Origin of the sequence: Streptomyces sp. NPDC001315 (assembly GCF_042896175.1) — a bacterium.
Classification (GTDB): Bacteria; Actinomycetota; Actinomycetes; order Streptomycetales; family Streptomycetaceae; genus Streptomyces.
The window spans coordinates 1,408,796-1,435,607 of sequence record NZ_JBIAWZ010000001.1 but is presented as its reverse complement, the minus strand read 5'-3'; the positions used below and the strand labels follow the sequence as shown (position 1 = coordinate 1,435,607).

General features: G+C 70.8%; 16 protein-coding genes and 2 pseudogenes. 10 read left to right on the top strand and 8 right to left on the bottom strand.

The window, feature by feature from the left end; translation table 11 throughout:
* Nucleotides 1-64: 64 nt before the first annotated feature.
* Entirely contained in the window at nt 65-1,264 is a 1,200-nt protein-coding gene (locus tag ACFY16_RS06330) for a D-alanyl-D-alanine carboxypeptidase family protein (protein WP_390645899.1), read from the top strand.
* Between the two features lie 245 nt (nt 1,265-1,509).
* Here the strand turns inward: ACFY16_RS06330 and ACFY16_RS06325 are convergent.
* A pseudogene (locus ACFY16_RS06325) lies at nt 1,510-1,865 on the bottom strand (SDR family oxidoreductase); the annotation flags it as partial.
* A 389-nt stretch (nt 1,866-2,254) separates the two neighbouring features.
* On the opposite strand from ACFY16_RS06325, the gene ACFY16_RS06320 reads away from it, so the two are divergent.
* From ACFY16_RS06320 to ACFY16_RS06310, 3 genes are all read left to right on the top strand, one after another.
* Nucleotides 2,255-5,803: a LamG-like jellyroll fold domain-containing protein gene (locus ACFY16_RS06320; protein WP_390646106.1), complete on the top strand. Its 3,549-nt coding sequence runs from the start codon at nt 2,255-2,257 to the stop codon at nt 5,801-5,803.
* A gap of 378 nt (nt 5,804-6,181) precedes the next feature.
* Nucleotides 6,182-12,580, top strand: a complete 6,399-nt coding sequence (locus tag ACFY16_RS06315; RefSeq protein ID WP_390645898.1) for an RHS repeat-associated core domain-containing protein — start codon at nt 6,182-6,184, stop codon at nt 12,578-12,580.
* On the top strand, nt 12,567-13,025 hold the full coding sequence (locus tag ACFY16_RS06310; RefSeq protein ID WP_390645897.1) for a hypothetical protein: 459 nt from the start codon (nt 12,567-12,569) through the stop codon (nt 13,023-13,025). Before ACFY16_RS06315 ends, ACFY16_RS06310 begins: the two co-directional genes overlap by 14 nt.
* A gap of 108 nt (nt 13,026-13,133) precedes the next feature.
* Here ACFY16_RS06310 and ACFY16_RS06305 read toward each other — a convergent pair whose 3' ends face one another.
* Both ACFY16_RS06305 and ACFY16_RS06300 read right to left on the bottom strand, forming a co-directional pair.
* Nucleotides 13,134-13,511 carry a hypothetical protein gene (locus ACFY16_RS06305; RefSeq protein WP_390645896.1) on the bottom strand — a complete coding sequence of 126 codons (378 nt, stop codon included), beginning with the start codon at nt 13,509-13,511 and terminating at the stop codon, nt 13,134-13,136.
* Nucleotides 13,512-13,664: 153 nt separating this feature from the next.
* Nucleotides 13,665-14,074 (bottom strand): annotated as a pseudogene (locus ACFY16_RS06300) (SDR family oxidoreductase); the annotation flags it as partial.
* Between the two features lie 71 nt (nt 14,075-14,145).
* On the opposite strand from ACFY16_RS06300, the gene ACFY16_RS06295 reads away from it, so the two are divergent.
* Complete coding sequence (locus ACFY16_RS06295) at nt 14,146-15,816, top strand: alkaline phosphatase D family protein (protein ID WP_390645895.1); 1,671 nt, start codon at nt 14,146-14,148, stop codon at nt 15,814-15,816.
* Here ACFY16_RS06295 and ACFY16_RS06290 read toward each other — a convergent pair.
* Nucleotides 15,803-16,846, bottom strand: a complete 1,044-nt coding sequence (locus tag ACFY16_RS06290; RefSeq protein ID WP_390646105.1) for a Gfo/Idh/MocA family protein — start codon at nt 16,844-16,846, stop codon at nt 15,803-15,805. The genes ACFY16_RS06295 and ACFY16_RS06290 overlap by 14 nt on opposite strands.
* A 108-nt stretch (nt 16,847-16,954) precedes the next feature.
* On the opposite strand from ACFY16_RS06290, the gene ACFY16_RS06285 reads away from it, so the two are divergent.
* The 5 genes from ACFY16_RS06285 to ACFY16_RS06265 all read left to right on the top strand — a co-directional run bounded on the left by ACFY16_RS06285 (nt 16,955) and on the right by ACFY16_RS06265 (nt 22,153).
* On the top strand, nt 16,955-18,304 hold the full coding sequence (locus tag ACFY16_RS06285) for a multidrug effflux MFS transporter (RefSeq protein WP_390645894.1): 1,350 nt from the start codon (nt 16,955-16,957) through the stop codon (nt 18,302-18,304).
* A gap of 11 nt (nt 18,305-18,315) precedes the next feature.
* Nucleotides 18,316-19,446: a serine hydrolase domain-containing protein gene (locus tag ACFY16_RS06280; protein WP_390646104.1), complete on the top strand. Its 1,131-nt coding sequence runs from the start codon at nt 18,316-18,318 to the stop codon at nt 19,444-19,446.
* 99 nt (nt 19,447-19,545) lie between these two features.
* Entirely contained in the window at nt 19,546-20,541 is a 996-nt protein-coding gene (locus tag ACFY16_RS06275) for a small ribosomal subunit Rsm22 family protein (RefSeq protein ID WP_390645893.1), read from the top strand.
* A 57-nt stretch (nt 20,542-20,598) separates the two neighbouring features.
* Entirely contained in the window at nt 20,599-21,213 is a 615-nt protein-coding gene (locus ACFY16_RS06270) for a TetR/AcrR family transcriptional regulator (protein WP_390645892.1), read from the top strand.
* A gap of 202 nt (nt 21,214-21,415) precedes the next feature.
* Nucleotides 21,416-22,153: a bifunctional DNA primase/polymerase gene (locus tag ACFY16_RS06265; protein ID WP_390645891.1), complete on the top strand. Its 738-nt coding sequence runs from the start codon at nt 21,416-21,418 to the stop codon at nt 22,151-22,153.
* 45 nt (nt 22,154-22,198) lie between these two features.
* Here the strand turns inward: ACFY16_RS06265 and ACFY16_RS06260 are convergent, their stop codons facing one another.
* From ACFY16_RS06260 to efeO, 4 genes are read right to left on the bottom strand one after another with little or no spacing between them, the layout of a single operon-like run.
* Entirely contained in the window at nt 22,199-23,200 is a 1,002-nt protein-coding gene (locus ACFY16_RS06260; protein WP_390645890.1) for a hypothetical protein, read from the bottom strand.
* Nucleotides 23,160-24,032: an iron uptake transporter permease EfeU gene (gene efeU, locus ACFY16_RS06255; RefSeq protein ID WP_390645889.1), complete on the bottom strand. Its 873-nt coding sequence runs from the start codon at nt 24,030-24,032 to the stop codon at nt 23,160-23,162. The genes ACFY16_RS06260 and efeU overlap by 41 nt, the downstream gene beginning before the upstream one ends.
* A gap of 3 nt (nt 24,033-24,035) precedes the next feature.
* Entirely contained in the window at nt 24,036-25,331 is a 1,296-nt protein-coding gene (efeB, locus tag ACFY16_RS06250; RefSeq protein WP_390645888.1) for an iron uptake transporter deferrochelatase/peroxidase subunit, read from the bottom strand.
* A 13-nt stretch (nt 25,332-25,344) separates the two neighbouring features.
* A complete protein-coding gene (gene efeO / locus ACFY16_RS06245) occupies nt 25,345-26,481 on the bottom strand; it encodes an iron uptake system protein EfeO (protein WP_390645887.1) in 1,137 nt (378 codons plus the stop codon).
* Nucleotides 26,482-26,812 lie beyond the last annotated feature (331 nt).

The window sequence follows — 26,812 nt, the reverse complement described above, 5'->3', positions numbered from 1 at the left end:
TCCCCTTCACGGACTTCACGGACCCGCTGTACGGCGTCACAGACTCACTTTGTACGGTCCCAGGGTGCGCGAATCCTCCCGGCTGAGCCGGCGTTCCCTGCTCGCCCTCACCGCGGCCGTCCCGCTGGCCGCTGCCGTGCCCGCATCCGCTTCCGCATCCGCTTCCGCATCCACGTCCGCGTCCGCGTCCGCCGCGACGGATTCGCCCGGCGTGGTCGGCGGCGAGCGGCTGGCCCGTGCCGGGGTCCAGGTGCGGGGCGCCACCGGGCTGCCCGGGAAGCTCTCCGCCCGTGCCTGGCTGGTCGCCGACCACGACACCGGCGAGGTGCTCGCCTCCTACCGCGCGCACCAGCGCCTGGCGCCGGCGTCCACGCTGAAGATGCTGTTCGCCGCCACCGTCCTGGCGAAGTTCGAGCGGACCGAGCGGTACACGGTCACCGACGCGGACCTGGCCGGGATACCGGCGGGGTCCAGCCTCGTCGGCGTCAAGGCGGGGATCACGTACACCGTCGAGCAGTTGTGGCAGGGCGTCTTCCTGCGCTCCGGCAACGACGCGGTGCATGTGCTCGCCCGCATGAACGGCGGGCTGGCGCGGACGGTCGCCGAGATGCAGGCCAAGGCCGAGGACCTGCAGGCCCTGGACACGCATGTGGTCAGCCCGGACGGCTTCGACCACAAGGGGCAGCTGTCCTCGGCGTACGACCTCACGCTCTTCGCCCGGCACGGGCTGAAGGACGCCGACTTCCGCGCGTACTGCGCGACGAGGACGGCCGACTTCCCGGCGGGCGGCAAGAAGACGTTCCAGATCCAGAACACCGACCGGCTGTTGTCGGGCACGTACGGGGTGAAGACGTACAAGGGCCTGATAGGGGTGAAGAACGGTTACACCAGCAACGCCGGCAACACCTTCACCGGTGCCGCCACCCGTGGCGGCCGCACCCTGCTCGTCACCGTGATGCATCCCAAGAGCGGCTACAACGCCGTCTACGAGGAGACGGCCGCGCTGCTCGACTGGGGCTTCGCGAAGGCGGGTTCGGCGCAGGCGGTGGGCACGCTGGCCGAGCCGCTGAGCGAGGGCGGGGCGAGCGTGTCGCCGTCACGGAAGGCGGCGCGGGCGGCGGCCGGATCACCGGCCGCGGCGGCGGACGGCACTTCGCCGTGGCGGCTGCTGGAAGGGGGCGCGGGGGCGGTCGTGCTGGTGGCGGGCGGGGCGTACGCGCTGCGCAGGCGCTCGGCGGGCCGCGCCGGCCGGCACCTGGGGTGATGTGCGCGGCAGCCGTTCCACGGATCGGTGCGTACCCCGCGGTCCCACGCGAGGTCCACCCCCACCCGACGCCATGGAACGGCTGCCGCCTCCCCCCTCGGTATGGCTTGCGGAACCTCACTATTCCAAATGTGAAGCTCTTGTGTAGGTGATTTGAGCATAAGGCCGATACCGGCCGCAATGGTTCGGATGGTCGAATTCCGTTTGTGCAGGTTGAGGAGTTGACGACCCGTGGGACGCGCTCGGCCGCGCCCCGGGTACGGCTTCGTCGTCGCCGGTACGGTCGCGAACTGCACGTTCGCCTCCAGCGGCAGCTTCGCCATGTGCCGCACGGTGCGTGCCACGTCGGCCACGTCCATCACAGGCTCGGGGGCCGGCTCCCCGTTCGCCTGGAGAGCGCCCTCTGCGTACGGGCCGTCATGTCGGCGGCGGCGTTGCCGATGTCGATCTGCCCGACCGCGATTCCGTACGGCCGCCCGTTCAGTGACAGGGACTTGGTCAGGCCCGTCAGTGCGTGCTTGGTCGCGGTGCAGGCGGCGGAGTGCGAGCGGGGCGTGTGGGCCGAGATCGAGCCGTTGTTGATGATCCGGCCGCCATGGGGGCATCTCCCGCTCGAGTGAAGGTGAGATTTCCTCTGGGGTGCCACCCAGGGCAATCGCTGACCGGCACGCTGTACCGGCGGGACGCAAAGATATCAATGTGATATGCGACACCATTGACCAACATGATCGATAAACACATGATCCTCACAGCTTCTTGTAATGAAATTTTAAGAGAACGGGTGGGGGCGTGTTCACGCAAAAACGGCGGCACGGCTGGCGTCAGGCGGTGGGGAGCTGGGCGATAGCCGTCACGCTCCTGGGGGTTGCGGTTCCGGTGCTCGGGGCCGGGGCGAGTCCGGCCCTCGCCGATGACGGGGCGGCCTCGGTAGCGGGGGACCGGACTCCGGAGGCGGAGGCGAGTGCGCTCGCGGCGGAGACCGGTGAGCGGGTGTCAGTGGAGGCGGCGACCACCGAGTCGTCCCAGGTTTTCGCCAACCCGGACGGCACCTTCACGCAGGAGATGAACGCCGCTCCGGTCCGTGCACGCAAGGACGACGGCAGCTGGGCCGCCATCGACACCACCCTCGTGCGCGAGGCCGACGGCTTGGTGCGGGCGAAGAACACGACGGCCGGTCTCACCTTCTCGGGCGGCGGCAGCGGGGACGGACTGGTCACGCTGGAGGACGAGGGGCACGAGCTGCAGTTCGGCTGGCCCAGCGCGCTCCCCGAGCCCCGGCTCGACGGCGACACCGCCACCTACCCCGGAGTCCTCCCGGACGTCGATCTGAAACTGACCGCGCTGAGCTCCGGCTACACGTCGGTGCTCGTGGTCAAAACTGCGGCGGCGGCGGAGAACCCGGCGCTCGCGACGATCAGGATGACCCTCTCCGGCGGCGGCCTGGACATCACCCCGACGGCCGACGGCGGTTTTGTCGCGCGCGACGGCGACGGCACCCCGGTCTTCGAGAGCCCGGCGGGGCGGATGTGGGACTCGGCCGGTGACACCCCGGCCACTGGCACCGCCACGGCCGGCGTCACCACGCAACTCGCCCGCACTACTGCTCCTTCGGCAGAGGCCGAGGGTGAGCCGGAGGCGACGGAGGCGGCTCCGCTGCCCGCCGCCCAGGGCGAGCCGGCCCCTACGGAGGGCCCGGGCAGCGGTGACGCGGCGGCCGAGCTCCCGCTCAAGGTCACCGGCACCACCCTGGAGATCACGCCCGATCCGGCCCTGCTCCACGGCGAGGACACCGTCTTCCCGCTCTACATCGACCCGCCGACCAAGGGCATCGCGCTGGGCGACTGGACGGCTCTGGCCTCCAACGGCACCAAGTACTGGGAGTTCGACGGGGACAAGGGCGTGGGGCGCTGCTCCAACTACGCCGGCTACCTCTGCTCCAGCAGCCCGTACACCCAGCGCATGTACTTCGAGTACCCGCTGTCGTCGATCCACGGCAAGAAGGTCCTGGACGCGACACTTGAGGTGTACCAGGTGTGGACGTTCACCTGCGATCCGCACTGGTACGACCTGAGCCGTGTGGACAAGGGCATCTCCTCCAGCACCACGTGGTCGGGCCGCCCCACCGGGGTGGACCTGATGGGCGACCGGTACGTGGCCTACGGGCGGGGCGGCCTGTGCAGCCCGTCCCAGCCGGCGAACTGGGTGCGCTTCAGCGACAACGTGGGCGAGGAGACGAACGAGAACCTGACGACGACCCTCGCCTCCTACGCCGCGAACAAGGAATCGCAGATCACCTTCTCGCTGACCGCGCACGACGAGTCCGACGCGGCCTCCTGGGCGCGGTTCCGTGACGACGCGAAGCTGTCGGTGACCTACGTGTCCTACCCGGACAAGCCGACCTCGTACGGCGTGCAGCAGGGCACCACCGGGCGGGCCTGCAACGCCTCCACGCTGCCCTTCGCCACCAGCGACACCACGCCGAAGATGCTGGCCACGGTGCAGTCGGCCGACGGCTCCAGCGCCCAGGTGCGCGCCCTGTTCGAGGTGTGGAAGGCCGACGGGTCCAGCCGCGCCTGGTACGCGGCCTCGCCGGACAGTGCCTGGGTGGCCGACAACGCCGTCCGCGACGCGTCCACCAGCACGCTGCCGGCCCAGACCGACTACCGGATGCGGGTCAAGACGCAGGCGTACTACAAGACGGACCGGGGCGACACCGGTGTCCTGGACTCGGCCTGGTCGTCCTGGTGCTACTTCCGGGTGGACACCGACTCGCCGCCGCCTCCGGTGGTGACCAGCGCGGACGGCGTCTACAAGCCGGCCGAGACCGACCCGGCCGCGGGCGGGGTGGGCATACAGGGGAAGTTCACCTTCACCCCCGCGGACACCAACCCCACCACGGCCGGCGTCCAGTCGGACGTCGTCAGCTACAAGTGGAAGCTGAACAGCGGCGCGGTTTCCGCTCCGATCACCGTCGCCAAGGGCGCGGCCACCACGCAGTCGATCCCGCCGAACCAGGCCGGTGAGAACACCATCCAGGTCTGGGGCTACGACGCGGCCGGCCACAGCTCGCTCACCGGCTACTACAGCTTCCTGGTGAAGGGCGCCGAACAGCCCTCGGGGATCTGGCACCTGGACAACGCCCTCACCGACTCCACCACCGCCACCCAGCACCCGCTGACCTCCTCGGGAGCCACCTGGGACACCCTGGCCCGCAACGGCTCAGGCGCCGCGAAGCTCAACGGTACGACCGCCTACCTCTCCACAACCGGCGCGGTCTTGGACACCACCAAGTCCTTCACCGTGTCGGCCTGGGCGCGTCTGACGAAGAAGGACGTCAACTACACCGTCCTGTCCCAGGCGGGCACGAACGCCTCCGGGTTCCAGCTGTACTACTCGACGGCCTACAACGCCTGGATCTTCAACCGCCACCAGACGGATGTCGTCGATCCCGGGATCACCCGCTCGATCGGCACCAAGCCGCCGGTCCTGAACGTCTGGACCCACCTGGCGGGCGTGTACGACGCGGCCGGGCAGACCCTCCAGCTCTACGTCAACGGCGTCCCGCAGGGCACTCCGGTGCCGTTCACGACCCCCTGGAAGGCGTCCGGCAACCTCCAGGTCGGACGGCTGTGGCACGCCGCGACCGGCAAGGAGAACTTCTCCGGAACCATCGACGAGGTAAAGGTCTGGTCCCGCGCCCTCGCCGACACCGAAGTCGCCCACGACGCCTGGCTCGAGGACGAGGACCTCAGCGACGGCACCTCCGGCGACCCGGTCCCCGCGCTCGTCGCCAAGTGGGACGCCACGGACACGGCGAACGCGACCGGCACCACGGTCAAGGACACCAGCGGCTTCGGCCGGAACCTCACCCTCAGCGGGGCCGCGCTCACCCAGATCACCACCGGTGACCCGGACATCGGCGAAGAGGTCACCACCAGGCAGACAATGACCCTGAACGGCACCAGCGCGTACGCCACCGCCACCGGCCCGGTCGTCGACGACTCCGGTTCGTTCACCGCGACCGCCTGGGTCACGCTGGACCCCGCCAAGCTCGCCGACACCAGCAAGTCGTACGCGGTGCAGGTGTTCGGCCAGTCCGGGACGAGCCAGTCCGCCTGGGGTGTCTGGTACGAGCAGCCGGCCGGCAGCACCCAGGGGCGGTGGACGTTCGGCCGTCCCGACAAGGACGGCACCGGAGCGGTGTGGACCAAGAGCGAGTCCACTGCGCTCACCACGGCCCAGCTGGGCGTCCCGGTCATGCTGACGGTCGTCTACGACGCCCAGGCGGCCGCCGACCCCGACGACACCTCCAAGCTCGGCGCGCTCAAGCTCTACGTCGACAGCGCGCTGATGGGTGATGAGGACGGCGTGTCGTACTCGGCCCCCTGGCAGGCCGGCGGAGCGTTCGAGATCGGCCGGGCGAAGATCAACGGCGCTGCCGCGCGCTACTTCCCCGGGACGATCGACAGCGTCCGCATCTGGGCCGGAGCCACCTCCACCGACACGATCGCCAACCGGCGCAACACCGAGCAGCAGTAGCAGCGGGGTGGGGGGGGGGGGGGGGGGCCCCCCCCGCCCCCCCCCCCCCGGGGGGCCCCCCCCCCCGCCCCGCCCCCCCCCCCCCCCCCCCCCCCGCCCCCCCCCCCGCCGGGGGGGGGGGGGGGGGGGGGGGGGCGCCCCCCCCCCCCCCCCCCCCCCGCCCTGTTTCCGCTCGCACCACTGCGCGCCTTCACCGACGCGCCGTCGAGACCCGGCGTTCTCGGGTGCCCGCCGCTGCCCGAGCGCCTCTGCCCCTATCCAGAAAACGGGAAAACATTGTCTCCATCACCCTCCCGCCCACGCTTGCCAGGGGCGGTCATACGCCGCTGGCTCGGCCGTGGCGCACTGGTCGCCTCCCTGTCCCTCCTACCTCAGGTCATGCTTCCGTCGGGCTACGACTTCACCGCCCAGGCCCAGTCCGCGGCGGCCCGCAAGCCGCTGGAGAACCGGTCCGACGCGAAGATCGACAAGGTGGGCGTGCTCAAGCCCGGCACGTCAAAGGCCCCGAAGGACAAGGCCGCCTCCGCCTCCCGTGAGACCCGTGAGCGGCTGAAGAAAGCCGCGTGGCCGAAGGCCGGCAAGGCCACCGCCGAGGTCGCGGCGACCGGCGAGGCCGCAGTCACCGTCGGCGGGTTCGGCGTGAAGCTGGCCCAGGAGCCCGCCGCCCCGGCGTCCAGGACGGCGAAGAACAAGACCGCGGCCAAGGCCACCGGTCCGGCCGAGAAGGTGGCGCTCAGCGTCCACGCCCAGTCGGCCGCGAAGAAGGCGGGCGTCAACGGCGTCCTGCTCACCGTCGACCCGGCGGGAGCCGCCTCCGGCAACTCCACCGGCGACACCGACAAGCTCCGGGTCTCCCTGGACTACTCCTCCTTCAACGACGTCTACGGCGGCAACTTCGGCCCCCGGCTGCGCCTGGTGACGCTCCCGGCGTGTGCGCTGACCACTCCGGAGAAGAAGTCCTGCCGTACCCAGAGTCCGGTGGCGGGCGCGGACAATGACGCCGCGTCCCAGAGCCTGACCGGCACCGTCTCGGCCCGCACCCTCGCGGCCGGCACCCCGATGCTGCTGGCGGCCACCGCCGACAGCTCCGGCGGCGGCAGCGACTACGGCGCCACCCCCCTGTCCCCGACCGCGACCTGGGAGGCCGGCGGCAGCACGGGTGACTTCACCTGGAACTACCCGCTGCGGGTTCCCCCGGCGACGGCGGGCCCGTCCCCGAACCTGTCCATCTCCTACAACTCCGGTTCAGTGGACGGACGTACGGCCGGGGAGAACAACCAGACCTCGGTGATCGGCGAAGGCTTCTCGATGACCGAGTCCTACATCGAGCGCAAGTACGCCTCCTGCAAGGACGACGGGCAGACCGGCAAGGGCGACCAGTGCTGGAAGTACGCCAACGCCACGCTCGTCCTCAACGGCAAGGCCGTGGAACTCGTCAACACCTGTGCGGACAAGGCAGCGTGTGACACCGCCGCGCTGTCGCAGGCGTCCGGCGGCAGCTGGAAGGTGAAGAACGAGGACGGCTCCCGCGTCGAGCACCTGACCGGTGCCACCGGCAACGGCGACGACAACACCGAGTACTGGAAGGTCACGGACGCCTCCGGCACCCAGTACTTCTTCGGCAAGCACCGCCTGCCCGGCTGGAGCGACAAGGGCACCACGGACACCAGCGACGACGACCCGGTCACCAACTCGGTGTGGACGCTGCCGGTCTTCGGCGACGACTCCGGCGAACCGTGCTACAAGTCCACCGGTTTCGCTGACTCCTTCTGTACGCAGGCCTGGCGCTGGAACCTGGACTACGTCGTGGACACCCACGGAAACGCCTCCACCTACTGGTACACCCCGGAGACGAACTACTACTCCAAGAACGCCGACACCACCGTCAACGGCACCGGCTACATCCGCGGCGGCTACCTCAACCGCATCGACTACGGCCTGCGCAGCGACCTGATCTACAGCAAGCCCGCCGCCCAGCAGGTCCGCTTCACCTACGCCGAGCGCTGCCTGACCTCGTGCACGAGCCTGACGTCGACGACCAAGGCCAACTGGCCTGACGTGCCGTACGACATGATCTGCGCGGCCGGCACCAAGTGCAGCACGCAGATCGGCCCGTCCTTCTTCACCCGCAAGCGCCTGACCGACGTCACCACGTCGGTGTGGAGCGGCAGCGGCACCACCCAGCGGGACGTCGACACCTGGCACCTGGAGCAGGACTTCCCCGACACCGGCGACGCCTCCTCGCCGAGCCTGTGGCTGAAGTCCATCCAGAACACCGGCCAGGCCAACACCACCGCCGCCCAGCTCCCGGCGATCGTCTTCGGCGGCATCCAGTTGTCCAACCACGTCGAGGGCAGCGGCCCGGACACCCTGCGCTACATCAAGTGGCGTGTGCGCACCATCAAATCCGAGACCGGCTCGACCATCACCGTCAACTACTCCGACCCCGACTGCGTCTGGGGCTCGAGCATGCCGGCGGACGTCGACAAGAACACCCGCCGCTGCTTCCCGGTCAAGTGGTCCCAGTCCGGGGCAACCCCGGTCACCGACTGGTTCCACAAGTACGTCGTCACGTCGACCTTCCAGGACGACCCCTACGGTCACGGCGACACCGGTGAGACGTACTACGACTACCAGGGCGGCGCCGGCTGGGGTTACGCCGACGACGAGGGCCTGACCAAGGCCTCCAACCGCACCTGGTCGCAGTGGCGCGGCTACGGCAAGGTCGTGGAGACCTCCGGTGACTCCGAGGGCCCGCGTTCGAAGAAGTCCACCCTCTACATGCGCGGCCTGAACGGCGAGAAGGAACTCGACGGCACCCCCCGCGTGGAGAAGGTCACCGACTCCACCGGTACCGCGATCGACGACGCCCGCCAGCTGTCCGGCTTCGTCCGCGAGACCATCGTCTACAACGGTACGGACGAGGTCGGCGGCACCATCAACACCCCCTGGTCGTACCGGACCGGCAGCCACACCTACAGCTGGGGCACCACCGAGTCCTGGATCGTCCAGGCCGGCGAGGTGTCCACGCGCACCAAGACCACCACCGGAACCCGCACGGTCAAGCAGAAGACCACGTACGACACCACGTACGGCATGCCGATGACAGTCGAGGACAGCGGCGACACCGCCAAGACCGGCGACGAGACCTGCACCCGCACCAGCTACGCCCGCAACACGACGGACTGGCTGGTGAACAAGGTCAGCCGCGTCGAGGTCTACTCCGTCGGCTGCACGGCCATTCCGACCATCCCCGGCGACGTCATCTCCGACGCCACCACGGCCTACGACAGCCAGGCGGTCGGCGTGGCGCCCACCAAGGGCGACATCACCGCCACCTACCGGGTCGCGAGCTACGACCCGGTGACCAAGGCACCCGTCTACCAGCAGGCCTCCGGCGCCACCTTCGACAAGCTGGGCCGCCCGCTCACCGATACCAACGCCCTGGGCCGCACAGTCAGGACGACCTACGTCCCCGACGAGACCGGCTACGGTCCGCTGACGTCGAAGACCACCACCGACCCCAAGCTGTACTCCTCCACCACCGACGTGGACCCGGCGTGGGGCACGGCCACCAAGACCACCGACGCCAACGGCAACGTCACCGAGTGGTCCCTGGACGCGCTCGGCCGTGTGCGCTCGGTCTGGAAGCCGGACCGCTCCCGCGCGCTCGGCGACGCGGCCACCCTGGTCTACGCGTACGGCATCAACAACGACAAGGAGACCTGGGTCCGCACCGACGCCCTCAAGGCCGACGGACAGACCTACAACAGCTCCTACGAGATCTTCGACTCGCTCCTGCGCTCCCGCCAGAAGCAGGTCCCCGCGCCGAACGGCGGCCGGGTGATCTCCGAGACGCTGTACGACGACCGGGGCCTGGCGTACATCGCCAACGAGCAGGTCCACGACAACCTCGCCCCGTCGGGCACCCTGGCCAATACCTTCCCCGGCTCCGTTCCCGCCTCCACAGAGACGGTCTACGACGCCGCCGGCCGCGCCACCGAGTCGGTCTTCCGGGTCTACGACCAGGAGAAGTGGCGCACCAAGACCGAGTACCAGGGCGACCGCACCGCCGTCACCGCCGCGCAGGGCGGCACCGGCACCCTGAGCATCACCGACACCCGGGGCCGGATCGTCGAGCGCCGTGAGTACGGCGGCCCCGTCCCGACCGGCACGGACTACACCCGCACCCTCTTCGAGCACGACCCATCCGGCCGGCTGACGAAGATGACGGGCCCGGACAACGCCGTCTGGTCGTACGGCTACGACCTGCGCGGCCGCAAGACCACCTCCACCGACCCCGACAAGGGCACCGTCACCACCGCCTACAACGACGCCGACCAGCCGGTGACCACCACCACGACCCTGGAGCAGGTCACCCGCACGCTGATCACCGACTACGACGAGCTCGGTCGCAAGACCGGCACCTGGGACGGGGTGAAGGACAACGCCCACCAGCTGACCAAGTTCACCTACGACTCTCTCGCCAAGGGACAGGTGACCGCGGCCATCCGGTACGTCGGCGGCACCACCGGCAAGATCTACTCCCAGGTCGTCACCGGCTACGACAGCCTCGGCCGCCCCAAGGGCACCAAGACCGTCATCGCGGCCGGCGACCCCCTCGTCGCCGCGGGCGCGCCGCAGACCTTCACCACCTCCACCGTCTACAACAGGGACGGCACCGTCCAGTCCACGTCGATGCCCGCGGTGGCCGGCCTGCCCGCCGAGACCGTCGCCAACAGCTACAACGGCCTCGGCATGCTCACCGGCACCGATGGCATGACCGACTACGTCCAGAACATCGGCTACTCCCCGTACGGCGAGATCGAGGAGACCCGCCTGGGCACCTCCACCGGGGCGAAGCAGCTCCAGATCCTCAACCGCTACGAGGACGGCACCCGCCGCCTGTCGAACATGCACACGGTCGACCAGACCAACGCCGGTTACACCAGCGACGTCGACTACGTCTACGACGCCACCGGCAACGTCAAGTCGGTCACGGACAAGGCCAACGGCAAGGACACCCAGTGCTTCGCCTACGACGGCTACCGCCGCCTGACCGAGGCCTGGACCCCGTCGTCCAACGACTGCGCCACCGCCCGCTCGGCGACCGCGCTCGGTGGTCCGGCCCCGTACTGGACCAGCTGGACGTACAAGCCAGGCGGCCTGCGCGACACCCAGGTCGAGCACAAGGCCACGGGGGGTGACGCGACGACCGCCTACGGCTACCCGGCCGTCAACGCCACCGGCGGCGGCCAGCCGCACAGCCTGACCTCGCTCACGGTCAACGGAGGCACGGCCAAGTCCCTGACGTACGACGAGCAGGGCAACACCACCAAGCGGTACGGCACCACCGGTGTCGCGCAGAGCCTCACTTGGGACATCGAGGGAGAGCTCGTCCGCCTCACGGAGGGCACCAAGACCACCGACTACCTGTACGACGCCAACGGCGATCTCCTGATCCGCCGCGACCCCGGCAAGACCGTCCTCTACCTGGCCGGTCAGGAACTCCACTACGACACGGGGGCCAAAAAGTTCACCGCTCAGCGCTACTACGCGGCCGGTGACGTCACCGCCGTGCGCACGGAGACCGGCCTGTCCTGGATGGTCGACGACCACCACGGCACCGCCTCGATGGCCGTCGACGCCACCACCCAGGCCGTCACCCGCCGCTACACCAAGCCGTTCGGCGAGACCCGCGGCGCGACACCCTCGCTGTGGCCCGACGACAAGGGCTTCCTCGGCAAGCCCGTCGACTCCGGCACCGGCCTGATCCACGTCGGTGCCCGTGAGTACGACCCGACCACCGGACGGTTCCTCTCGGTCGACCCGGTCCTGGTCCCCGAGGACCACGAGTCCATGAACGGCTACGCCTACGCCAACAACACCCCCGTCACCAAGACCGACCCGACCGGTCTGCGGCCCATCACGGACTGCGAGCGCGGGTGCAGCGACGGCAAGGGCGGCACGTACCGCGACTACATGACGATGGGCCAGAACGGGACGTGGGTCTACCACTCCACCCGGACCTACACGACCAAGGTCCCGGGAACGTCCAACACGTACATCAGCGCCACGGTGACCACCCGCGCCGGCCGGACGACCTCCGTCGACGTCGCCGTCTTCAAGAAGCCGAGCTTCAAGAAGGGGCCGAACCCCGAACCGGAGCGCAAGGAGGGCAAGAAGAGCAAGGCCATGGACCTCTCCGCCCAGGAGTTGGTCATGCTGTGGGCGAAGGGCGGACCGTCCGAGGTCACCCTGCCCCCGGACGGCGAGTTCGTCCGGCAGTTGCGCACAGAGGACCACTTCCGGTCCTTCATCCGCAAGATGCAGGGCATGATCAAGGACGGTGTGTACACGGCGAAGGGATCGTTCGACAAGTCGCACGCCGACCGCACCGACGGCGAGAAGATCTGGGAAGGCCTCACGGACTTCACCGGGTTCCTCACCGAGGGCATCTACGGGGCCAGCCCGGCGAGCATGGCGCTCGGTTCCTACAACCTCGACTACGACCTGCTCGGGGTGGCCTGCGAGCCGCCCAGGACGGACTCGGAGTGGGACCACGGAGCCCTGGTCGGCCAGGTGAAGGTGTCGATCTCCAACACCATGACGGTAGCCTCGGCGACGCGCAGCCTCTCGGACGACGGGTACAAGAACGGCAGCTCCAACCCGGTCATGAAGGCGGGCTCCAACGTTGCCAAGCAGATCTGGCCCGACGGTCAGACGGACATCACCGTGAAGATCAACTGGATCGAGGAAATCTATGTGCCGTACTAGGAGAGGCAGACGGGCCCTTTTCGCCGTCGCCGTCTCCGCCGTCCTCGTCACGGGACTGTCCGCCTGCGAGAAGGAAGAAAACCTCCCCGTCCCCACGCAAGGCCAGATCGTCGGCTCCTGGAGCAACCCCGGAGGCGACGGGATCACCTTCGAGAAGGGCGGGACGGGCACCATCTCGGCAGGAGCCCAGCTCCAGCTGAGCAGCCTGATGGAGAAGTCCGACACCAAGCCGGAATGCCCGTTCTCCTGGGGCGTGGACACCGTGCCCGCAGGAGGCAGCGAGTGGATCTCCGTCACCTTCGCGGCGGGGCAGTGCGGATCGGAGCCGGGTGAGTTCGGCCTGTACTACTACTACGAGGAGGATTCCGGGGATCTTCGGCTGTCACCGGCTGTGGAGTTCCCGAAACCCGACGAGATCTACGCCCGCTCGAAGGCGACCGCGTAGCGAATGATCGGGGGTCACCGGTCCCCGGTGACCCCCACCCCTTCGGCGGGGAGACGACCTTCCGTCTCCCCGCCGAAGCCGAAACCGCGGCCATGAACGCGTCGTCACTCAGGTCCCACTCGGGGGAGCCCAGCGACTCGAGGGGCGGGGGAAATCCTGCACGACGGGTTCGATGCCGAGCTCCTCCGCACCCTGCTGAAGCTCGCCGAGGAAGGCCGCGGTGAGCACGCCGACGATCCATGACGACTCCCAGGCGTGGAGCACCGCCGCCCGCGCTTGAGCCTCGTTGTGCGCGTCCTGGACGGCCTTGTGACCGGCGGCGAGCTGGCGCCGCCAACTTCGGATGTGGGACTCAAGTCCCCGGAGGCGGGTGAGGAGTTCCCCGTCCGCCTCCGGCTGGCCGGTGGCCTCGGCCCAGGCCCGGATGTCGTCAGCCGTGGCACGGCTCGTAGCCGATCTCCAGTCGGGCGACTTCGGCGCCGACATGCTCGTGATGTGGGAGAACTCCCGGCGTCCCGCCAGCCGCGCGAATGGATCGCCGTCGCCCACGCGTGACGTTCGCCTCGTGTTGCGTCATTGCTGTGCTCGACTCCGCTTTTGTCCTGCGAGACGCGCAGGATCTCGCGCCGAGAGTGGGGGAGGATCCTGCTCCTCCATCGCCGGTACGCCGCCTGCGCGCACAGGAACGCCCCGTTGAGGTTGGTGTCCACCACGTGCCGCCACGCGTCGTACGACAGTTCCTCGACCGGCACCCCGCCCGGCCCGAACGTCCCCGCGTTGTTGAACAGCAGATCGACCCGCCCCAACCGGTCCATGGTGGCGGCGAACAGTGCGGCCACGTCCTCCGGGCGCGACACATCCGTGCGTACGGCGACGGAGGCGCCCTCCGGCGCCTGCCCCGCCGTCTCCTCCAGCGGCCCCTGACGCCGGCCCGCCGGCGCCACCGACCGGCCCGCGCGCAGCAGCTCCACGGCCACCGCACGACCGGTTCCGTAGCCGGCAGTCCGGTGGTCCGCGCTGCGGAAGCCGCTGTCCGCCGTCCGAGCGATGCGTGCGCGGCGGAGCGTGTCGTGCGTGGCCGCCTCCCCGTCTCCTCCCTCAACTGTCCGGGGAGGAATGAATGACAATCACAGCATTCCAGTCGTATCGGGTCCCGGCGTATCGGGTCTCCTCGCGGCACACGCCCGAACTCCGGGCCGCCGCCCGCCACATCGGCCGCCGCCGCTTCCTCGGCGTCACCGGTGCGGCCATGGCGCTCGCCTTCGCCGTCGACCTCCCCAGACCCGGGGTGGCGGCCGCGGCGGAGCTGGACGCGGCGCGCATCGACACCCCGCCCTTCACCCTCGGCGTGGCCTCGGGCGACCCGCTGCCCGGCTCGGTGCTCCTGTGGACCCGGCTGGCGCCCGCCCCGTACCAGCCCGACGGCGGGCTGCCCGCCGAACGCGTCGACGTCGACTGGGAGGTGGCCCGCGACGAGGCGTTCGCCACCGTCGTCAGGCGCGGCACCGCCACCGCGCACCCCGAGTTCCAGCACACCGTCCACGTCGAGGTCGACGGCCTCGAATCCGGCCGCGTGTACTACTACCGCTTCCGCGCGGGCGCCTGGCTCAGCGAGACCGGCCGCACCCGCACCGCGCCCGCCGCGGCCGGCGCCGCCCCGTCGCTCACCTTCGCCGCCGTCGCCTGCCAGGCCTACCAGGACGGGTACTTCACCGCCCACCGCCACCTCGCCGAGGACGACGTCGACCTGGTCTTCCACCTCGGCGACTATCTCTACGAGTACGCGGTCGACGCGGTCGGCGGCGCCCGCGCCTACACCGACCGCCGGCTCCCCGCGCTGTTCAACCACGAGACCGTGTCGCTGGAGGACTACCGGCTGCGCTACGCCCTCTACAAGACCGACCCCGACCTGCGGGCCGCGCACGCCGCGCATCCCTTCGTCGTCACCTGGGACGACCACGAGACCGAGAACAACTACGCGGGCGCCGTCCCCGAGAACGCCGTCTCGTCGGAGGAGTTCCTGCTGCGCCGCGCCGCCGCCTACCGGGCGTACTGGGAGAACCAGCCGCTGCGCCCGCCGCAGCTGCCCACGGGCCCGGACATGCGGCTCTACCGGCGGCTGCAATGGGGCCCGCTCGCCCAGTTCGACGTGCTGGACACCCGCCAGTACCGCTCCGACCAGGCCTACGGCGACACACCGCACGTCCCCGGCCCGGAGAGCGAGGACCCGGCGCGCACGATGACCGGCGCGACCCAGGAGAGGTGGCTCCTCGACGGCTGGCGCGACTCGACCGCACTGTGGAACGTCGTGCCGCAGCAGGTCTGCTTCTCCCAGCGGCGGATGGACCTCGACCCGGTCGCGCAAGTCTCCATGGACGCCTGGGACGGCTACCCGGCCTCCCGCCGCCGCGTCCTCGACGGCGCGAAGGCGGCCGGCGTCGAGAACCTGATGGTGCTCACCGGCGACGTGCACGTCGGCTACGCCTTCGACATCAAGGACGACTTCGACGACCCGGCCTCCCGCACCCTCGGCACCGAGATCGTGGCCACGTCGATCGCCAGCGGCAAGGACGGCTCCCAGCGGCCCGGGAACTGGGCCACGTACATGACCGCCAACCCGCACCTGAGGTTCTACGACGGGCGGCGCGGCTACGTCCGGGTCGAACTGGGGCAGGAGCTGGCCCGCGCCGACTTCAGGGCCCTGCCGTACGTGACGACGCCGGGGGCGCCGGTCACGACGGCCGGGTCCTTCGTGACGGAGGTGGGGGAGCCGGGGCTCAAGCCGGCGTGAGGGCGGGCTCGTTGGCGCCCCCGGCTTCCTCGGTCGCCTCGCCGGGGTAGCGGACGCCGACGCGGTCGCGGATCGTGTCGAGCGTGCGCATCACGGCGAGGGTGCCGTCGAGCGGGACGAGCGGGGACTCGGTCTCGCCGGCCCGCAGGGCGCGCATGACCTCCCTGGCCTCGTGCTTGAGGCTGGCGCGGGGACCGTCGGCCGGGTCGGCGGCGAACTCCTCGGCGTCGCGGCCGTCGCGGTGCAGGACGAAGCGGTCCGGGTGGAAGAAGCCGTTGGGGATGTCGATACGGCCGGCGGAGCCGGTGACCGAGGCCGTCACGGCCGTACCGCCGACCAGGGAGCAGTGCACCGAGGCGAGAGCGCCGCTCTCCCATGAGAGCAGTGCTCCCGTCTGGAGATCGACGCCCTCGTCCGAGAGCACCGCTCTCGCCGTGATGCCCGAGGGCTCCCCGAGCAGCAGCTGCGCGAACGACACCGGGTACACGCCGAGGTCCAGCAGCGCGCCCCCGCCCTGTGCCGGATCCCGCAGCCGGTGCGAAGGCGGAAAGGGACCCGCCAGCCCGAAGTCGGCGTGCACACTGCGCACCTCGCCGATCGCGCCGTCGTCCACCAGCGCCTTCAGCCGCCGCACCAGCGGATTGCAGTACATCCACATCGCTTCCATCAGGAAGCTCCCGTGCTCCCGCGCCAGCGCGACCAGTTCCTCCGCCTCGCGCACGTTCAGCGTGAACGCCTTCTCGCACAGCACGTTCCGCCCGGCCTCCAGGCACAGACCGGCGGCCGCCCGGTGCGCCGAGTGCGGGGTGGCGACGTAGACGACATCGATGTCCGCGTCCTGCGCGAGCGACTCCCAGTCGCCGTACGCCCGGGGTATCCCGAACCGCTCCGCGAACGCCTCGGCCGACGCCCGCGTCCGTGAGGCCACCGCCACCACCTGCGCGTCCGGCAGGTCCACCAGGTCCGCTGTGAACGCCGCCGCGATCCCGCCGGTCGCCAGGACTCCCCAGCGCACACTGTCTTCCGTCATCGTCATACGGCCCCCACCCTCGCTCATGTGGCCTTCGGCATTCTGTACGAGCTCACTCCGTACGAGCTGAGAGCATAGGCGGCGGATCACTCGGAGAGGGAGGGGCGTATGTCCGTGCGAGGGGCAGCGATACCGGGCCTGGAGCAGAAGACCACGACGGCGACGGAGCCGGCCGGCCGTGGTTCCCCACGCCGCACCGGACTCCTGGTCACCCTCGTCCTCGCCGGCCTGAGCGCCACACCCCCGCTGGCGATGGACATGTACCTCCCGTCCCTGCCCGACGTCACCGAGGCCCTGCACGCGCCCGCCGCGACCGTCCAGCTCACCCTCACCACCTGCATGGCCGGCATGGCGCTCGGGCAGCTCGTCGTGGGCCCGATGAGCGACCGCTGGGGACGCAGACGCCCGCTGCTCATCGGTCTCGCCGTCTACGTCGTCGCCACCGCCCTGTGCGCGCTGGCGCCCACGGTTGAGCTCCTGGTCGCCTTCCGGCTGGCGCAGGGGCTCGCGGGCGCGGCCGGCATCGTCATCGCGCGGGCGGTCGTACGCGACCTGTACGACGGTGTGGCCATGGCCCGCTTCTTCTCCACCCTGATGCTGATCTCCGGGGTCGCGCCCATCGTCGCGCCGCTCATCGGCGGACAGATCCTGCGGGTGACGGACTGGCGAGGCGTGTTCGTGGTCCTGACGGTGGTGGGGGCACTGCTGGCCGGGGTGGTGTGGGCCAGGCTGCCCGAGACACTCCCGCCGGCCGGGCGGCACACCGGCGGCGTCGGCGAGACGCTGGGCGCGATGCGCGGACTGCTGGCCGACCTGCCCTTCACCGGCTTCATGCTCACGGGCGGCTTCGCCTTCGCCGCGCTGTTCGCGTACGTCTCCGCCTCGCCCTTCGTGATCCAGGAGATCTACGGCGCCTCCCCGCAGACGTTCAGCCTGCTGTTCGGCCTCAACTCCGTCGGTCTGCTCATCGTCGGGCAGATCAACGGCAAGGTGCTGGTCGGCCGGGTCCGGCTGGACAAGGCGCTGGGCGCCGGCCTGGCAGTGGTCGTCCTGGCGGCGACGGCGCTGCTGCTGATGGCGACCGGCGCCTTCGGCGAGATGGGGCTCGTGCCCGTCGCCGCCGCGCTGTTCGTGCTGATGTCCGCGATGGGGGTGATACTGCCCAACGCCCAGACCCTCGCCCTGATGCGCGTCCGGCACGCCGCCGGATCCGCGTCCGCCCTGCTCGGTACGTCCTCCTTCCTCATCGGGGCGATCGCCTCCCCGCTCGTCGGCGTCGCCGGGGAGCACACGGCCGTCCCCATGGCACTCGTCCAACTGGCGGCCGCACTGGTGGCGCTGGCCTGCTTCGTGGGAATGTGCCGTCCCCGGAACGCACGTACGGGAGCCCACGAGGCCGCGGACGGCGGGGGTCCCCCCTGCCCGAACGAGGCCGCGAGCCTGGGGGAGGGGAACTGAGCGCGCCGAGACTGCGCAGCGACACACCGGAACGCGCCGGGCTCGACGCCGGGGAACTGCTCGACCTCGTCCGCGAGGTGCACGACCTCACCGCGGGGGAGCGCCCCTGGGCGGCGGGCGCCGTCGTGGTCGCCGGGCGCGGCCCGGTGATCGCCGTGGCGGAGGCGGCCGGCTGGGCGCTGCGGTACGCGGCCTACGACCCGGAGACGGACACGGGCGTGGAACTGCCGCCCGAGAACCGGGTGCCGATGACCGTCGACACGCCCTTCGACCTGGCCTCCCTCACCAAGCTGTTCACCTCGGTCGCCGCGGTGCAGCAGATCGAGCGGGGCACGCTCGGCATCGACGCCCTCGTGGGCGCCTATCTGCCGGACTTCCGCGCCGCCGCCGAGCACGGCATCACCGTGCGACAGCTGCTCACCCACACCTCCGGGCTGCGCCCCGAACTCCCGCTGTACGACTGCGCGGACGACGTGGAGCGGCTGGCGCGGCTGCGGGCGGAGGCGCCGGTGGGCGAGCCCGGCACGCACTGCTACTCCGACCTGAACATGCTGCTGCTCCAGCACGTCCTGGAACGCGTCACCGGTCGCACCCTCGACGTCCTCGTCCACGAGGGCATCACCCGCCCGCTGGGCATGACGGCCACCGACTTCGGCCCCTGCCCGGACGCCGCGGCGACCGAGGACCAGCGCCGCCCCTGGGCCAAGGCGGACCGGGGAATGCTGCGGGGCGAGGTCCACGACGAGAACGCCTGGGCGCTGGGCGGGGTGGCCGGCCACGCGGGCCTGTTCTCGACGGGGCGGGACCTGGCGGTGTTCTGCCGGACCCTCCTCGCGGGCGGTTCGTACGGGCCCGCCCGCATCCTCGGCACCGACTTCGTCGAACTCCTGCTGACCCCACCGGGGCTCGGCTTCGCCCTGGACCAGCAGTGGTTCATGGGGGAGCTGGCGGGACGGGGAGCGGCGGGCCACACCGGATTCACGGGCACGTCACTGGTGCTGGACCCGGCCACGGACACCTTCCTCGTCCTGCTGGCGAACACCGTGCACCCGAGGAGACGCCCGCCGGACAGCAGGCCGAGGGCAGCGGCGGGGACGCTGGTGGCGCGGGCGGTTCGGGGGGCGCGGTCCCGGGGAGCGTGAGGGGCGCGTCAGGGGCGCGTCAGGGAGGTTCCGGGAGCTGCCGCACGGGGCCGGGCGGCTGCGTCGGGCCCGTCGACGCCGACCTGAGAGAATCGCCGGGTGAACGTCCCCGTATCCCCGGCCGAGACCCTCCGTGCCGCCCTCGCCGGCCTCCTCGACGGGCTCCCGGCCAGACAGGCCGCGGGAGCCGTGGAACGGCTCATCGCCAACTACCGGGGGGCCACCCCGACCGACGCGCCGATCCTGCGCGACCGCGCGGACGTGGTCGCGTACGCCGCGTACCGGATGCCGGCGACCTTCGAGGCGGTGCGCTCGGCGCTGGAGGCGTTCGCGGACGCCGTGCCCGGGTGGACGCCCGGCAGCCATGTCGACGTCGGCGGGGGGACCGGAGCGGCGACCTGGGCGGTCAGCGCGACCTGGGACGGGACGCGGCCGGTGACCGTGCTGGACTGGGCCGAGCCCGCGCTCGCCCTCGGCCGGGAGATCGCCGCCGCCAACCCCGCGCTGCGGGACACCCGCTGGCAGCGCTCTCGGATCGGAGCGGCGCTCACCATCGAGAGCACCGATCTCGTCACGGTCTCGTACGTGCTCGGCGAGCTCACCGAGGCCGACCGGGCCTTTGTCGTCGACGCCGCCGCGAGCGCCGCCCAGGCCGTCGTGATCATCGAGCCCGGCACCCCCGACGGCTACGCCCGCGTCCTCGCGGCCCGCGACCGCCTCGTCGCCGCCGGCTTCCAGGTCGCGGCGCCCTGCCCGCACAGCGCCGCCTGCCCCATCGCCCCCGGCACGGACTGGTGCCACTTCTCGGCCCGGGTCAGCCGTTCGTCGCTGCACCGCCAGGTCAAGGGCGGCTCCCTCGCCTACGAGGACGAGAAGTTCAGCTACGTCGCCGCCACCCGCCTCCCGGTGACCCCGGCCCCCTCCCGGGTGGTCCGGCGCCCGCAGATCCGCAAGGGCCAGGTCCTTCTCGACCTGTGCGAGGCCGACGAACAGCTGCGCCGCACGACGGTCACCAAACGCCACGGCGACCTGTACAAGGCGGCGCGGGACGCGGACTGGGGCGACGCCTGGCCGCCGTACGACGTGGAGGGCTGATCCCGCCCGCCAGGAGAGGCGAGACGCCCCGTCTCACTCCCTTGATAGCGTCGCCCCATGGTCAAGAAGCCGACCCCCGACGCCACCCGCCGCAGCGAGAAGTCCCGGCGCGCGATCCACGACGCCGCCCTCGCCCTGGTCGCGGAGGTCGGCTACCCGAAGACCACCGTCGAGGGCATCGCGGCCCGCGCCGGCGTCGGCAAGCAGACGATCTACCGGTGGTGGGGCTCCAAGGCGGACGTCCTGCTGGAGGCGTTCCTCGACCTCAGCGCACAGGCGGCGCGGGAGGCGGGCGCGGAGCCGTACGTCATCCCGGACACCGGCGACCTCGCGACCGACCTCAAGGCCGTGCTGCGGGCCACCGTCGACCAGCTGAAGGACCCCAGGTTCGAGGCGCCCTCCCGGGCCCTGGCCGCCGAGGGCGTGGTCAACGAACAGGTCGGCCGGGAGTTCATGACCAAGCTCATGGAACCGTCCCTCCAGCTGTACGTCGACCGGCTGCGCTCCGCGCAGGAGGCCGGCCAGGTCCGCCCCGGGATCGACCTGCGCATCGCGCTCGAGTTCTTCATCTCCCCGCTCGCGCAGCGCTGGCTCCAGTACACGGGCCCGATCTCGTACGAGTACACCGACACCCTCGTCGACTACGCGCTCGGCGGCCTCGCCCCGCGCTGAACTCATCTCCGCCCAATCCCGGCAAAGTGAGCAATAGGTTGATATTCACGAGTGGAATACCCTTCATGCTCCCTCGTGGCCCCTGGTAACCCCTCGCAATCCCTCGTCCCACCTGCCCCGATTGGCGGCTCCGGCCCCCCGATGCGCAGGATGATGGGACGATGAGGCATGCTGTCCGCACAACAGCGAGGCGAGGCGATAGATGAGCGCGGGGTTCGGTGGCCGCAACGGCAGGCAGGGCAAACTCTCCCAGTGGCTGCGCGGACGCCGCCCGAAGGAGGCCGCCGACACCGGTGGCCGTGAGGCTCTGCTGCTCGCCGCCGCCGGAGCGGGACTGCCCCTCGCGCCCGCCGCGTACCCGGCGCCGGGCTACCGCTGTTCCTGCGACCGCGTCGGCTGTCCCACGCCCGCGCGGCACCCCGTGTCGTTCGCGTGGCAGACGCAGTCCACGACCGACCGCGCCCAGATCGAGCGCTGGGCCCGGCACCAGCCGCAGGCCAACTTCATCACCGCGACCGGCATGGTGCACGACGTCCTCGACGTGCCCCTGGAGGCCGGCCGCGAGGCCCTGGAGAGCCTGCTGTCCGCCGGCATCGCGGTCGGGCCGGTCGCCGAGAGCGACGACGGCCGCATGCTGTTCTTCACCCTCACCCGCGGCACCCCCGAGGACGAGGACGAATGGTGGCCGTGCGAGCTGGACTGCCACCCCGAGACGGCGGACGAGCACCCGGGCATGCGCTGGCACTGCCGGGGCTCCTACGTCCTCGTACCGCCGGCCCGGCTGCCCGGTGACGACGGGCGGCAGGTGCGCTGGCTGCGCGGCCCGGAGCACCCGCTGCCGGACCCGCTGACCCTGCTGGAGGCGCTCACGGACGCCTGCGCCCGCCACGTCGGCACGGAGCCCGACCACGTGGCCTCGGCCTGGCCCCTGCGCCACTGACGCACCCGGGGCGCCACTCGCCCCGCGGCACGGACGAACCGGGCGCTACTCGCCCTGCGCCGCCGTCAGCCCCTGGATCTTGCCGACCATCGACACCTGCCCGGCCCCCGAACCCTGCTTGGGGTCGAGGACCACCGCGTTGGAGACGAACTCCATCGTGAGGGACTGCTTGATCTCGCCCTTGGTCAGCGCCAGCACGCTCTTGTTGGGGGTGGGGACGGAGGCGCCGGCCGCGGCCGTCTGCTTCACGTAGTGGTGCGTGGTGAAGAACACCAGCGCCCCGCCGTCCGTGGTGCGCAGCGCCAGCGGGGCGTAGTCGTCCCGGGTCAGCGGCTCGTCGATGTACTGCGTGGCCAGACCCGGCTTGGTGGCGCTCTTCGCGCGGTTCGCCCGCAGGGCGCTGGTGTACGCGCCGTCCGCGAAGGCCTTCCCGCCGCTCTTGAGGTAGGTCGCGTAGCCCTGGCTCAAGTCCCCGGGCGCTACGGCCAGTTCCGCCGAGTCCGCCGGTACGGCCTCGGCCCAGCCGTCCTTGTCCTTCTTGAACTCCGGTACGGAGCCCGGGGCCACCAGCGTCAGATACGGCACCTGCCACGGCCCGGACAGGCCGTCCCGCCTGAACACCAGCAGCCAGTGCGCCGTGCCGCCCTTGTTGGCCTTGGCGTCGACGACGAACCAGCGCGGCCAGCCCGCCTTCTTGGGGATGGTGTACTGCGCGTCCGTGAACGTCAGCGGGGCGTGCGCCGAGTTGCCGCCCGGACTGTTGGCGTGGCCCGCCTTCAGCCGCGCCCCGTCGATGTCGCCGAGGGCGCCGGTGACGTAGTCCGCGTCCAGGGAACTGTCGTACGCCTTGTCGGCCTTGTTGTACGCGGCCGTGAACTGCTGGAGCGCCTCGGCGGCCTCGGCGCGCGTGGTGGCCGGGAGCACCTCACGCTCACCGTGCACCACCACGCAACCGCTCGCCGTCAGCGACAAAGCCGTCACCGAGGCAGCTATCAGCGCGCTCCGTTCAAGACTGCTTGGCCTCCGAGGGCCGCGAACCCTGGTCATCAGGAGCTTTCACCTTCCCCTTCCCGGAGGCGAACCCTACCGGGGCGAGGAACACCGCGAGCGTCGGGATCAGGTACAGCAGCCACACCGTGACCTGGAACACGGTCGGGTCGGGCTGGAAGTTGAAGACCCCCTTGAGGAGCGTCCCGTACCAGCTGCTCGGGTCGATGGTGTCACTGATGTCGAAGGCCAGGTTCCGGATCCCGGGGAGCCAGTTGGCCTCCTGGAGGTCGTGCACGCCGTACGCCAGCACGCCCGCCGCGACCACGACCAGCATGCCGCCGGTCCAGGTGAAGAACTTGGCGAGGTTGATGCGCAGCGCCCCCCGGTAGAACAGCCAGCCGAGAAGGACCGCTGTCGCCAGGCCCAGCGCGACCCCGACCAGCGGGCGGGGCGTGCCGTCGCTGGCCGCGTGGACCGACGCCCACACGAACAGGGCGGTCTCCAGGCCCTCGCGGCCCACGGCCAGGAAGGCGGTGGCGACCAGCGCGCCCGTGCCCATCGCCAGGGCCGCGTCCAGCTTGCCGTGCAGCTCCGACTTCAGATGGCGGGCGGTGCGCCGCATCCAGAAGACCATCCATGTCACCAGGCCGACCGCGACGATCGACAGGGAGCCGCCGAGCGCCTCCTGCGCCTCGAACGTCAGCTCCTGCGAGCCGAATTCCAGGACGCAGCCGAAGCCCATCGCGATGGCGATCGCGATGCCGATGCCGATCCAGATCGGCCGCAGGGCGTCCCGGCGGCCCGTCTTGACCAGGTAGGCGATCAGGATGCAGACGACGAGGCTGGCCTCCAGCCCCTCGCGCAGACCGATCAGATAGTTGGAGAACACGGGCTACGCCTCCTTGGAGAACAGCGTCCGGCCCCACCAGTCGTCCTTGTCGCGGACGCCGGGCGGGACGGCGAAGACCGCCGAACCCACGTGCTGGATGTACTCGTTGAGCGCGTCGGACGCCGACAGCTTGCGCTGCAGCGGGATGAACCCCTTGCGCACGTCACGCATGTAGGCCAGGAAGAACAGGCCCGCGTCCAGCCGGCCGAGACCGTCGGTGCCGTCGGTGAAGGAGTAGCCCCGGCGCAGGATGGTGATCCCGTCGTTGGAGTCGGGGTGCGCGAGGCGGACGTGCGCGTCGGGCTTCATCGCCTTCAGGAACGGCGCGTCGTGCTCCTTGGCCTTGCCGACCGGTGCGCCCTCGCCCTTGTCACGGCCGAAGACGTCCTCCTGCTCCTGGAGCGAGGTCCGGTCCCAGGTCTCGATGTTCATGCGGATGCGCCGGGCGACGAGGTACGACCCCCCGGTCATCCAGGCCGACTTGTCGTCGGTGTCGCCGTCACCGACCCAGACGAACTTCTTCAGCCGGTCCGTCTCCGTCCCCGCGATGTTGCGGGTGCCGTCCTTGAACCCCATGAGGTTGCGCGGGGTCTGGGCGTCGGGGGTCGTCGACGACGTCTTGCCGAAGCCGAGCTGCGACCAGCGGATCGCGACCTTGCCGAAGCCGATGCGGGCCAGGTTGCGGATCGCGTGCACGGCGACCTGCGGGTCGTCCGCGCAGGCCTGGACGCACAGGTCGCCGCCGGTGCGGGTCTTGTCGAGGTTGTCGCCGGGGAACCTGGGGAGGTCGACCAGCGCCTCCGGGCGCCGGTCCGCCAGCCCGAACCGTTCGAAGAACGACGGGCCGAAGCCGATGGTGAGGGTCAGCCGCGACGGCTTCAGGCCCAGCGCCTCACCGGTGTCGTCCGGCGGTGCCTCGGCGAGCCCGCCGTACGCGCCCTCGCCGACCGCCTTCCCGGCGGTCATCCGCCGGGCGGCCTCGGTCCAGTCCTTCAGCAGCTGTACGAACTCGGCGCGGTCGTCGGTCTTCACGTCGAACGCGGCGAAGTGCAGCCGGTCCTGGACCGGCGTGGCGATGCCTGCCTGGTTCGCGTCGTGGAAGGCGACCGCGGCGCCCGTCTCGGCGGCGGCCGGGTCGACGTCGTCGCCGACCCGGGTCATCGCCACCGCGCCGCCCGCCACGGCGGCGCCGAGCGCGAGGCCCGCGCCGCCCCAGCCGATCAGCGAGCGCCGGGAGGGAACGGAGCCGGGGCCGGCCTCGGCGTTGGCTTCCTGGGTGTCCGACTGAGTGTCCGTCATGGATGGGCCCCTCTTACTTCACGACGCCTGCGGCGAGCTTGGACAGCGGCTCCGCGAGCGCGTTCACCGCGTCCGAGAGCTCCTTCCGCTGGTCCTTGGTGACCTTGTCGTAGGAGACGAAGTCGTACGAGGCCTTGTCCGTGCGGTACTTGTCCAGCAGCGTGTCGAGCGCGGCGAACTGCTTGTCGAGCTCGGTGGTCAGCGCCGCGTCGTTCTTCTGCGCGACCGGCTTGAGCAGCTCGTACGCCTTCTGGGCGCCCTCGACGTTGCCCTTGAAGTCACTCAGGTCGGTGTGCGAGTAGCGGTCCTCCTCGCCGGTGACCTTGCCGGTGGCGACCTCGTCGAGCAGCTCCTTGGCGCCGTTGGCCATGGAGGTCGGGGTGATCTCGGCCTTGCCGACCCGCTTCTGCCAGTCGGTCAGGTCCGTCACCAGCTGGTCGGCGAGGGTCTTCTCCTCGGCGCCGATCTTCTTGTCCTGCCAGAGGGCCTTCTCCAGGCGGTGCCAGCCGGTCCACTTCTGGCCGTCCTCCAGGCCGTCCTCGCGGACGTCGACCTTCGGGTCGATGTCGCCGAAGGACTCGGCGACCGGCTCCGTGCGCTCCCAGCCGAGGCGGGAGGGCGCGAAGGCCTTCTTCGCGGCCTCGATGTCACCGGCCTTGACCGCCGCGACGAAGGTCTTGACGAGCGGCAGCGTCGCGTCGGCCTGCTCCTGCGCGTACTCGCGGTAGTCGGCGACGGCCTTGTCCAGCTGGGGGTCGCGCTTGGCGACCGAGCCGCCGGTGACGGTGAGCTTCTGCCGCACGCCACGGCCCTTCATGCCGGGGCGGCAGGCGATCTCGTACGACCCGGCCTTCACCTCTGCGGTCAGCGTGTACTTCGTGCCCGGCCCGATGTTCTCCTTCTCGGAGACGATCCGGTCGTCCGGGAAGAGGATCTCGACCTCGGTGGCCTTGGAGCCCTTGTTCTGGATCTTCAGCGTGACCTGGCCGGCCGGCACCGACGTGGTGGACGTCTTGCACGTGGAGTCCGCGGCGGTCACCTGGATCGCCCCGGCACCGTCGGCGTCGCTCTTCTCCGTACAGCCCGTGACGGCGGTCAGCGCGGCCGCGGTGGCGGCGGCGGTGACGACGGACAGTCTGACGGCTCGCATGCGGGCTCCCCGAGGGTGGCTGAAAAACGGCGTGACGGTACTCACAAGGATTGGTGAGGCTGGCCTAACTTAACCGAGGCTTACCTGCCTGATACCCCTGCGTGCCGTGATTCACCTCTCATCGACGCTGTATGAGCACGGGATGATCACGATCACCCAAATCGGACGCAAAGATTCGGTCATAGGAGATTCAAAGGTTCCGCTTCGGGGGTCACCTGGCGCGTGCGTGTGCGCGGGTGCGACAGCGCTCGACGGGCTGGTCGTAGACCTGTGGGAGGGGAGGCGCGGAGAACACCTCGGCCCACGGCCCGTCCCCCGCGACACGACCGGC

What these genes read in the sequence shown, in the direction of transcription:
- ACFY16_RS06295 (WP_390645895.1), top strand. Translation starts at nt 14,146, where the DNA reads ATGACAATCACAGCATTCCAGTCGTATCGGGTCCCGGCGTATCGGGTC.
- ACFY16_RS06290 (WP_390646105.1), bottom strand. Translation starts at nt 16,846, where the DNA reads ATGACGGAAGACAGTGTGCGCTGGGGAGTCCTGGCGACCGGCGGGATC.
- ACFY16_RS06310 (WP_390645897.1), top strand. Translation starts at nt 12,567, where the DNA reads ATGTGCCGTACTAGGAGAGGCAGACGGGCCCTTTTCGCCGTCGCCGTC.
- ACFY16_RS06305 (WP_390645896.1), bottom strand. Translation starts at nt 13,511, where the DNA reads ATGTCGGCGCCGAAGTCGCCCGACTGGAGATCGGCTACGAGCCGTGCC.
- ACFY16_RS06265 (WP_390645891.1), top strand. Translation starts at nt 21,416, where the DNA reads ATGAGCGCGGGGTTCGGTGGCCGCAACGGCAGGCAGGGCAAACTCTCC.
- ACFY16_RS06285 (WP_390645894.1), top strand. Translation starts at nt 16,955, where the DNA reads ATGTCCGTGCGAGGGGCAGCGATACCGGGCCTGGAGCAGAAGACCACG.
- ACFY16_RS06270 (WP_390645892.1), top strand. Translation starts at nt 20,599, where the DNA reads ATGGTCAAGAAGCCGACCCCCGACGCCACCCGCCGCAGCGAGAAGTCC.
- ACFY16_RS06315 (WP_390645898.1), top strand. Translation starts at nt 6,182, where the DNA reads ATGCTTCCGTCGGGCTACGACTTCACCGCCCAGGCCCAGTCCGCGGCG.
- efeO (WP_390645887.1), bottom strand. Translation starts at nt 26,481, where the DNA reads ATGCGAGCCGTCAGACTGTCCGTCGTCACCGCCGCCGCCACCGCGGCC.
- efeB (WP_390645888.1), bottom strand. Translation starts at nt 25,331, where the DNA reads ATGACGGACACTCAGTCGGACACCCAGGAAGCCAACGCCGAGGCCGGC.
- ACFY16_RS06260 (WP_390645890.1), bottom strand. Translation starts at nt 23,200, where the DNA reads ATGACCAGGGTTCGCGGCCCTCGGAGGCCAAGCAGTCTTGAACGGAGC.